Raw genomic sequence first — 10,349 nt, forward strand, 5'->3', positions numbered from 1 at the left:
AATGGCAATAAATAGAACAATTACATCAATCAATACAAAATTAACGCTCATTGCAAGTAATCCATGGGTAAATAATAATATAGCGGATAAAGTTGGTTTGGGATCAACAGCATCAGGTTTTGTTTCACCCTTGATAGGCGTACCATTAAGCTTGGAAGGGTTGACGTCAGATTCACCGTTCAAATTTTCCTCGAAAAGTTTAGTTGAAACAGTAACATCTTTTGAAGGTACTGTTTATGGAGGTTATTTGCCTGATGCGCATCAAGTTGAGCTGGAAATTAATTTTGTCGCAGCTTCCAGTTCTTTGGCAATTTTGCAATCACTGGCAAAAGTAATGCAGGTTCAAAGGGAAGCCTTGAAATTTAATGGAACAATGATTATTCCTTCTTTAGGTAAAAATTATAATTTGAATAATGGCTATCTGACTCAGTGGCAGGCTATACCCAACCATCAAAAAACATTAAGTGCCGTTCCTTGTAAATTTATTTTTGAATCTGTTGATGAAACTGTAGAGGTCTAAGTTTATGGCACGTCGCTCAGTTGAATTAAAAATCCAAGAACCTGGTCGAGATCAAGGTAAATTATTTAAAATCACCGAAATGTCTGCTTTTGATACAGAAGAATGGGCTGAACGCTCGATTAATGCGATTTTAAGAAATGCTAATAAAGAGGATATATCGTTTTTAATACCTTTAGTTTACACTTATGTGCAAGAAGCAACAATAGAATCAAGTTATGAAGAGTTAATGGAGAAAAATGATGAAGGAATGGTAAAAATTCAACAAGCTACTGAAAAATTAGCTGTATATTTGTCTTCATTGTTTTTCAGTTTGCCTTATGATGATTTAAAGATTGTAGTTAAACCCTTGTTTGATTGCTGTAGTATTTATTTGAATCCTGGTCAAAATGATTTGGTAGAGCCAATTTTGAATAATCCTAATCATTATATTGAAGAAGTTTCTACTATTATCGCTTTAAAACGGGAGGCATTTAAGTTACATACGGATTTTTTTACGAGAGACGCCAAGCGGTACTTAGACCTTTTCATAGTTTCGATGGAGCAATTACAGAGCAAAAAGGATATCGATACTACTCAAACATCCCTCAATCAATCGGAGAGGTGATTACTTCAGGTTTTGCTACGCTAAAAGAATTACAATCTGTTTATAGCGTGCGAGATTTGTACCAATTTTTAGAAATAATTTTAATTAATCAATATAATGAAATGATAGCTTCCGAATATATTAAACGGAAGAGTGAACTTGATGAAGTTCTATAGCCATTGCTATAATTTAAGGAAAAATAGGTATGGATAATTCTAATCAACCAGATAATCAGATACAACAATCCTTGTTGGATTCAGTTGCAAAGATGGATCAGGCATTAGAAAAATTTTCTTTAGCTTTTTCTACACATTCATCAGATAATCCGGAATCTTCATCAATCCTTTCAACAAATTTACAAATCATAATTGATAATCAAAATTCTGCGAATGAAAAACTTGATAACTTAAATCAGTTGAATAATTTGTCTAAATTAGGAAAGCTAGATAAACTTGATGATTTAGATATTTTGAAAAATTCATTATATGAAAAGTCCGATCATGATGGAAAGGGAGAATCATTTCTTGCTGCGGTAAGCAAATTAGAAAATTCTTTTGATAGTTTTAAGGGGGCAATTTCCGAACTGGCAGATCGTTTCTTAACGATAAGGGACATAAGTAATATTACAGATGATAATAGTGCAATGCAACAAATGGCTAGCATGACAAATTCATCTGTATCGGATGTTTATCAAGCTGTGAATGTTGGTAATCGTTATGGGGCGAATAAATCTGAAAGTTTGATGTTTTATAAAGAAATGGCGAATATAAATTCTGCCATTTCCACCAATAAAACAAATAGTTTACTTAATTATCCAGAATTACAAGAATTAGATAAGGTAGCTCCCAGTCAGCGAGTTTTACAAAGGGGTGATGACAAGGGGCATAATTTTACTGCACTTGAGCGCTTGGAAAATATTCGTAAGGCTTTAGCCACTTTACAAAAAGTTAATCCGGATCGTGCAAATATTATTGCTAGAAAATTGGCTCATGACAATGTTCATATTTATGATCAATTGACTGCGCCTGAACATGATATTATTGATGCCAAATCAAAAAGAGTTCAAACCCATGGATATCAAAATATATTTTTAGAAGAACAAAAAAATTCTAATTTAGAAGGAAATAACGAAACCAATCAAATTTTATCAGAAGCGTCAAACGCTAGTGCAAAATTAGATAATATTAAAAATCAAAATAACTTATTAGCAGCTGAAAAATCCGCCGGTTACGTTATAAATAAATCGAATTTGGAAAGTGATTTATTAAAAAGGCATGGAGATACAATCGCTTCTGCAAAATCAAAGATAGCTATTACAAATGATGTTAATGATAAGATTGATCTATTAAAAACTGTTTTTACCGCGGTTATAAGTTTTGTAGCAACAATTGCGACATTTAAAGGAGTTTTAGGAAAGGGTGGTTCAGGATTGGCAAATATTGCCAAATCCTTACTGAAGAATGGTAGTAAAGCTGATAAATTTATTTCTAAAATACCTGAAATTGGTGCGATAGGTAAAAAAGCTAGTGGATTAGGTAAAATATGGAATAAAGTTTCTGGTATAAGTGCTTTCAAAAAGGGAACTGGTTCCGTTATAGGGAGTATTGGTCATACAGCTTTGAAAATTCCGGGAATATTCGGATTAACTGGAGGAGTAAAAGCTGTTGGGGATGAGTTAGAGCATGTTGTAACTAAGATTCCTCATTTTGGTAATGCTGGTCGCATGATGGGAAAAGTTGCAGCTTTTGGTGCACGTCATATATTACCTAAAATAGCAGGTTTATTTGCTGGGCCTGCTGGGTGGGCTTTTGATGCGGTGTCATTAGGTTATGATTTGTATAGTTTGTATAACTACATGACAAGTAAAAATAGTAAGGCTGCATCTCCTTCTTTGAAAAAACCAATACTCGCTTCTTCTAAGGTTAATCAGTCAGGCAATACCATCGCGGTGGGTGTGGGTGGTACAGCTGTTGGAATCGAAGCATATAAAGCCTATCAAGGTACGATTGGTAATTCACAAAAACATTCTTTATCATCAGGTAATGATAATGTTCAAATGAGTAAACTACTGGCAAATGATGGACAAATAAATAAGGTTAATCCTTCTTTTAATAAGATAATGAATTGCATGACTAATAATAATCAGCAATATCGAATTAATATTATTGTACAACCCTCAAGTGCTGATCCCATGATGATAGCACAACAGGTAAAACAGCAATTGAGCCTTAGTTTTCCATTTTCTAACGCGGTACAATCTTACAAAGCTATCAATTGTTGAAAATTTACTTATTAAAAAACGAAAAAATATAATCTTAATTTTTATTTATTTAAGATAATTTTATAATATTTATAAATATTCTTTTAAATTTAAATAATTTATTTGTTGGTTCTAATTTAAAAGGGCCTCGATATTGGAGGATGTTATGGCTATAAAAATAGGGGCTGATAATATTTTGTCCTCTTATGCCCAGAGTGCTGGGTGGAAGCTATTAAATCAATTGGTTAATACAGATTCCAAATTCGGTTTTTTCGATAAAAATGGAAATCCATTTTATGAAACTGGATTAAAAAAAAATGAAATAAAAATCTTAAATAAAACATTAAGTTTTTCTATGGGCAATAATGTAGCCGAGGCAGGGGTTATTTATTTAAAGTATAAAAAAGAATATAAAACTTCAACTGCACCTGTCGAAGGTGGAAAAGTTGTCGCATATAATCTGGTAGAGCAACCCAGAACGGGACAAGTCACTTATGTTTCAACAGGAACTCAAAAACAACGGAAATTATTTGAGGATGCTTTGGAACATGCTGAAAATTCCACAAATGTATATATTTTGCATACAGCGGAACGTTTGATTAACAATGTTAAAATAACTGCTCATTCTGTTGAACGAAATTCATCAAAAGGTTTTCAACTTGTACGATACTTAATTGATTTTCAGGAAATTATATCCACACCAAAGAATATTACCATTAAAAATGCGCTAGCCTATTCTAACGACAGTGTAAGTCAGGGAACAACTCAACCTCATGCTTTAAATGGTAATCAGAAACAAGCGGCTAACAAAAGCCAAAAACCTTATTAGTAAGATTGATAGGTAATAATACGAAATGCAACTTATACAGATTTCACCTATTGAGGCTCAGCAGTTTATTCTTACTCTTGAGGGAATGGATTATCGTTTTCGCCTGTTGGATAGAGGAAATGTTGGTGTGTTCCTTGATGTTTATTATGGTGCAGTACCATTATTAACAGGAATTTTATGTCTGGATCGGGTTCGATTAATCCGTTCTGCTTATCTTGAATTTCCTGGAGATTTAATGTTTGTTGATCAGCAAGGATTTAATCATCCATCTTATAAAGATTTTGGTAATCGTTATTTGCTTTATTATCTCGAAAGTGGAATTGATGATGGGATAGGTATATAATGCTATCATCCTATGAAGAGAAAATTACTGTTATTGGTCATCGTCCTACTTTTACTACCTTTCATAAACGTTATTTAAAATTTGAATTTGTAATGGGAGTGGATGAAAATAAACGACAAAAAACGTTTGCAGATGGAAAATTAATTCTTTCGGTCGAACATCTTAAAGCGCAAGTTTCTATTAATTATCAGGGAGGGGAGAGTCTTCCAGAATGTCAATGCACGATTTATAATATGGATGAGCATTGGATCAATCAATTATCAACATTGGGTCAATATAAAAAAGAGTCAAATGGGTTTGGCAATTATTTGATCATATATGCAAGTCTGGAAAACAGTTCCGATAAAAAAATTATATATAATAAAATATTTGAAGGCGGTATAACAGTTGCTTATGCAGATTATGGCAGTGCACCTGATCTTGCTTTCCATGTGAATGCAATGGTTGCAGCAGGATTAAATCTGACTCCAGCTAAATCCATTTCATTCAAAAATAAAACACCTGTCGCAACTGTTGTGCAAACAATTATTGATAAATATAATGCATCTCTACCCTATTCTAATGGGATAGGAAGATTGAGTTTTAAAAATTATGGTGTTAATGCCGTTTTAAACAATCCCAATTATCATGATGATTTAATTGAACAAATTCGATTATGTACAAGAGATACGAAAACCCGTTTTACATTTCAGGATCAGATTTGCAAAATCTTTCCTGAAAATATGACATTAAATGATTATGAACGTAGACTAGAAACTAATGATAGTAATAATGATAAGATAGAAGCTGTAGAAATTTCTTCCAGGAATATTTCTGTCTATAATGGAATGATCGGTTATCCTGCCTATTCAGATAGAGGTATCACTGTTCGAAGTATTTTTAATCATTCAATTCGATTTGGAGAGGAAATAGCTCTTAAATCAGAATATATTAAAAATGTTAATGGAGTATGGCGATATATGGTTTCATTAAAACATGAATTATCCTGTTATACACCTGATGGGCCATGGTTTACAAATATTGAATTGCAAAAAGACTTTTCTAAAAAAGATAAAAAAGGACATATTGGCTAATGATGAATCCTAACAAAGGAAATAGCGTTCTTAATACGTTATGGACTATGATGGATAATGCAATCAGTCGTGTTTTTACTGCTATGCCGGTACAAGTATTATCTGTTGATACCGAAAAACGGCTTCTTGATGTAATTCCGATGCTCGCAATGTTGGATAATGAAGGAAAGGCAGTAGATCATGCGCAAATCAGTAATATTCCCTATGCAAGACAACAGGCTGGAGATTATGGAATCATTATTGATCCTCAAATAGGTGATAAGGGCATTGTTGTTTTTGCTGCTAGGGATATTTCAAATGTTGTTTCTAGTCGTAAAAAACATATCCCGGCAAGTTATCGTAAACATTCTATATCAGATGCCATTTATATAGGATCCCTTTTAAATGAAGAACCAAGAACATGGTTAAAAATCACTGATGGTAATCTGGAGATGGCCATTGCGCCTGCGTCAAAACAATCCCCCACTACTTTCGTGAATATAAGGGATCAGGACGTAGAAATATTTTTATCTAATGGTACCGATGTAAAAATAAAAGATGATAAACTTCATATCAAAGCTTCGGATATTAATATAGAAGGTAATGTCAATATAAATGGTCAGGTCAATATTTTGGGAGAAACATCCATTATTGGTGAGACTTCAATTATAGGGAACACTTTAATTACAGGTGCCGCTCAAACGACAGGAGATACTGTTATTGATGGAATTTCTTTTCTTGAACATGTTCATGGAAATGGTAATAAGGGCCAAGATACTACCCAACCTAAAAATTAGATTTAAGATTTTTAAAATATTCAAAAGACTATTTTTTATTATTAATTATCATAAATCATATTCGATTAAAAAATTAATTTGAAATATCAATAATTTTATTAACCACTCTTTTGAGTGGTTTTTTTGAGGGTGAAAATGGAATTATTATTAACTGAGGATTGGGATTTGCTGGTTGATAGAAATGGAAATATAGCAACTGTAAATGATGGGTTTGCCATTGCTCAACAGGTTGCTAACGAAATAAAATTGGAAGAGGGTGAGGGATGGTATGATGTGAACCAGGGAACACCATATTTTGCTAAAATATTGGGAGTTAATCCAAATTGGGGATTAATTAAGAATATTTTATTGGATCGTGCTGAAAATGTTGATGGTGTTATCCGTGCTGACATGGATTTGTATGTTGATAAACAAAGGGCCTTGCACGGAAACATTTATTTAATCATTGATACAAAGAGCGGGGAACAATTAAATGTCGTTTTCTGACGATGACAATATTAATGCAAGAAATATCTCACCAGTTCAGCTGAGAAATTTACCGGTTGTTAAAGATGTCGACACGAACATCCCTTCATTAAAATGGGGGGGACAATCCACATCAGACCATGACAAAGAATGGGGTAATACAGGTATCATATTGCCTGAAGAGCAGGATATTCTTGCAGGCGTTATTGAAGATTTTCAGAATGCCTTTAATAATCAATTAAAGTTTTTCAATAATCAAAATGAATTTTTATTATCAACCCCACAGGGCCAACTTGCAACCTCTATGGCCGCGATAATTTCAGATCGTAACCGTTTATTGGCATATTATGTAAATCAGGTTGATCCATCTTATGCTACGGGTCGAATGCAAGATGGTATTGGTCGGATTTATTTTATTGAACGTATAAAAGCCAAAGCGACTACTGTTACCGGGATCTGTCGAGGTCAAAAAGATGTTATGATTTCGGCAGGAACTAAAGTGCAGGATGGTGATGGAAATTTATATGAAGCGGATCAAAATTATATAATTGGTGAAGATGGCACAGTAGCTGTAAATTTTGTTTGTTTGCAAAAAGGTCCAATCAATTGTCCAGCGCATAGTTTACAAATGTATCAGCTTATTCCTGGGTGGGATAATGTTGATAATCCTACAGAAGGTATCATTGGTAATAATGTTGAAAGCCAAGCACAGTTTGAACAAAGGCGGCGACAGTCTGTCGCCTTAAATTCTGTAAATAGTGTGGATAGTATTATGTCAGCTTTACTGAATTTAAAAGATGGCAATGGTAGCAGTGTTTGTGAAGATGTTTACGTTGTTGATAATGATTCGGGAGGAGGTGTGAATAAAAACGGTGTTTTTTTAAAACCGCATAGTCTTTTTGTTTGTGTCTCTGCACCAGATGATGATTGGAGTAAACAATTAATTGCACAAACTATATGGAAGAAAAAACCACCGGGTTGTGATATGAATGGTGATCAAATAGTCGTCATTCAGGACCAGAGTGGGTTATATTCAACACCTCCGACATATACTATTTGTTACGCTAATGCAAAAAGAATTCCGATCAGGTTAAAAATTACTTTAGCAAGACCACAGTTCTTACCAAAAAATGCGGTTGATCAAATAAAAACGGCAATTATAAAAGCTTTTACTGGTAATGATGGATCGAAAAAACCTAGAATTGGAAGTGAAATTCTAGCATCCAGTTTTTATGCACCTGTGCAGAGATTGGGGAGTTGGATCAGCATCATAACCTTATTTATTGGAAGAGAAATTGCCAGTTTTTCGTTGGTTCAAATGAATATTGATGAAATGCCTACATTGAATAAAGATGATGTAGAGGTAGTGTTTAATGGATGAATCGGTATTTTTTGATGAAAATAAACCCCCTTTATGTCTTGATTATCATGAAACAGTTATTGCGCAATATGCTAATTCACCCCGTTTACTTGCATTAATAAGATCATTTAGTGAGGCGATGAAAATCTGTGTTTTTTTTAGTGATTTTTATGAAAATATTTGGGATTTGAATACTGCCACAGGTAAAGGACTAGATATTTGGGGGCAGGTGGTTGGTGTTAATCGTACTGTAAAAACTCTTACGGGTTTCTTTTGGGGATTTAATGAGGAAACTTTATTATTGGCACGTCCGTATCACGATTTAACAGGTTTTAATGACTCCTTATCTTCAATAGAAGATCGTCGTACGGCTTGGGGTATGTTTCGTGATTACCAAGAGCTGGAGGGTGAAATCACATTTACAGATAAAAACTTTAAAAAGTTAATTTTCGCAAAGGCTCATGCGAACGTGAGTAATTACAATACATCAGATCTCAATTTTATTTTGATGTATATTTTTGGATATAATGAAAATGGGGAAAAAAATAATCATGAAATATATGTTCGAGATAATTTTGATATGTCGATAACTCTTATTTTAAATTGGCTGCCTAGTACTGATGAAGTGGCTATTATCATGAATGCAGGTTTATTGTTCAAACCAGCTGGGGTCTCGTTGAAGGTTAATATTCAGCCTAAATAATTAACAAATAAATATTAAAGGACAAAAAATGTCTATTCAAAGACCTGGAAAGCTTTTCTCCTCTAAATGGGCAGAATATGGTGATCGCTTTAATATCGAAGATACTGGGGCTGATTATCAAAATGGACGTGCGGATATTGAAAAAGGTTTTCCAAAACAAACTATGATTTCTGCCCTGAAAGGTGGTGTTCCACCCTGGGGACAGGATCATAACGGGATTTTATACCAGATTACAGAGGCTATACAGTGGATGCAGGCGGGAGGTCTGCCAAGTTTCAACCAGGATTTTTGTAATAAAAACAATGGTTATTCAAAAGGAACCATCGTGCAGGGGGATGATCCAAACAGGCCTTGGGTTTTATGGCAATGTTTGGAGGATAATAACAGATTTAATCCCAACCAGAATAAAGTTAACATAATCAACCCTCAAAACGGTTGGATACGATATCCTGTGATTTCAGAACGAGAGGGTAATACTTTATATTATAATGATGATGGTAAAATGCTGATTGCATCACCTACGGTTATTACCAATGTTTACGTTTCTTCTTCTATAGGAAATGATGAAACAGGAAATGGATCATATAAAAAACCCTTTTTTTCTATTGTTAAGGCTATTTCAGTTACTCCACCTTCTGGAGGTGTAACTATATATCTAAAAGCAGGTGATTCTTTTTATTTATCTCCTAATGGTAAAATAGATTCGGTTATAAAAGATGGGCCAACGAATTATTACGTTTCAAATCGTTTTATTGATTTTAGAGCATATGATGATCCAGAGTTAGATAAGGCATCAAGATATATGGATGAAACCACTGGAGATTGGCAATGGGCAGTTTGTGTCACTAATATTAATAGACCAAAAATAATTTTATTATGGAACGTAAAGACTACTGTTAATGAAAATGGACAAAGAGTATTAAATGGGGCATTTATTTATGGTTTAGCAGGAACAGATACAGCTTATAAATTAAATTTTTTTGGTATGGTTTTCGATATAGATGATGTGGATGGTTACAGTAATGTACCTTCAGGTACATGGGGTGGTTTTATAGCACCTGGTACAAATATATTATTTCAAGGGTGTATTTTCAATAATTTACCCAATGTTAAAGGTAAATGGATAGCAGGTGGAGGACAACCAGTTGATGCAGTTTATTTATTTAAATATAGAAATCTTTTTTTAGATAATCGAAAAGGAGTACGTTTCTTTTCTACACCCTCAAAATGGAATATTTCCGCTTCTGAACCTGGTAATGAACAACCGTTTCCTTTTAAAAACTCTCCTTATCGTATTATAAAAGATAATGTTATGACTTGTTTAGGTAGAAATAGCGTTTTTAATGATACAATTGAAATCATCAATAATCCTGCTCCCTCTTATAAGAATTTGACGACGAATTTTCAGATAGACATGGATGGTTAGCGATGCATTTA

General features: G+C 33.7%; 11 protein-coding genes. All 11 read left to right on the plus strand.

Going from position 1 to position 10,349, the window contains the following annotated elements:
• Position 1: 1 nt before the first annotated feature.
• The 11 genes from H3T57_RS08140 (at position 2) to H3T57_RS08190 (ending at position 10,338) form a co-directional block, all read left to right on the plus strand.
• A complete protein-coding gene (locus tag H3T57_RS08140) occupies positions 2-520 on the plus strand; it encodes a phage tail fiber protein (RefSeq protein WP_110439483.1) in 519 nt (172 codons plus the stop codon).
• Positions 521-524: 4 nt separating this feature from the next.
• The gene (locus H3T57_RS08145; RefSeq protein WP_122123179.1) at positions 525-1,124 is read left to right on the plus strand and encodes a hypothetical protein; all 600 of its coding nucleotides are present in this window, start codon (positions 525-527) and stop codon (positions 1,122-1,124) included.
• Positions 1,125-1,308: 184 nt separating this feature from the next.
• Positions 1,309-3,384: a hypothetical protein gene (locus H3T57_RS08150; RefSeq protein WP_198193963.1), complete on the plus strand. Its 2,076-nt coding sequence runs from the start codon at positions 1,309-1,311 to the stop codon at positions 3,382-3,384.
• A gap of 145 nt (positions 3,385-3,529) precedes the next feature.
• Positions 3,530-4,192 carry a phage baseplate protein gene (locus H3T57_RS08155; RefSeq protein ID WP_122123183.1) on the plus strand — a complete coding sequence of 221 codons (663 nt, stop codon included), beginning with the start codon at positions 3,530-3,532 and terminating at the stop codon, positions 4,190-4,192.
• 25 nt (positions 4,193-4,217) lie between these two features.
• Positions 4,218-4,535 (plus strand): phage baseplate plug protein, encoded by a 318-nt coding sequence (locus H3T57_RS08160; RefSeq protein WP_110439487.1) that lies wholly within the window; start codon positions 4,218-4,220, stop codon positions 4,533-4,535.
• Positions 4,535-5,608: a hypothetical protein gene (locus H3T57_RS08165; RefSeq protein ID WP_198185517.1), complete on the plus strand. Its 1,074-nt coding sequence runs from the start codon at positions 4,535-4,537 to the stop codon at positions 5,606-5,608. Before H3T57_RS08160 ends, H3T57_RS08165 begins: the two co-directional genes overlap by 1 nt.
• Positions 5,608-6,384, plus strand: a complete 777-nt coding sequence (locus H3T57_RS08170; protein WP_122123187.1) for a Gp138 family membrane-puncturing spike protein — start codon at positions 5,608-5,610, stop codon at positions 6,382-6,384. The genes H3T57_RS08165 and H3T57_RS08170 overlap by 1 nt, the downstream gene beginning before the upstream one ends.
• Positions 6,385-6,519: 135 nt before the next feature.
• Positions 6,520-6,870, plus strand: a complete 351-nt coding sequence (locus H3T57_RS08175) for a hypothetical protein (RefSeq protein ID WP_110439490.1) — start codon at positions 6,520-6,522, stop codon at positions 6,868-6,870.
• Positions 6,857-8,230, plus strand: coding sequence for a baseplate J/gp47 family protein (locus H3T57_RS08180; RefSeq protein ID WP_198193966.1), 1,374 nt, complete (start codon positions 6,857-6,859; stop codon positions 8,228-8,230). The genes H3T57_RS08175 and H3T57_RS08180 overlap by 14 nt, the downstream gene beginning before the upstream one ends.
• Complete coding sequence (locus tag H3T57_RS08185; protein ID WP_198193968.1) at positions 8,223-8,912, plus strand: DUF2612 domain-containing protein; 690 nt, start codon at positions 8,223-8,225, stop codon at positions 8,910-8,912. The genes H3T57_RS08180 and H3T57_RS08185 overlap by 8 nt, the downstream gene beginning before the upstream one ends.
• Positions 8,913-8,940: 28 nt before the next feature.
• Positions 8,941-10,338, plus strand: a complete 1,398-nt coding sequence (locus tag H3T57_RS08190) for a hypothetical protein (protein WP_198193970.1) — start codon at positions 8,941-8,943, stop codon at positions 10,336-10,338.
• The last annotated feature ends 11 nt before the right edge of the window (positions 10,339-10,349 follow it).

It is taken from the genome of Commensalibacter sp. W6292M3, assembly GCF_016101315.1.
In the GTDB taxonomy this organism is placed as follows: domain Bacteria; phylum Pseudomonadota; class Alphaproteobacteria; order Acetobacterales; family Acetobacteraceae; genus Commensalibacter; species Commensalibacter melissae.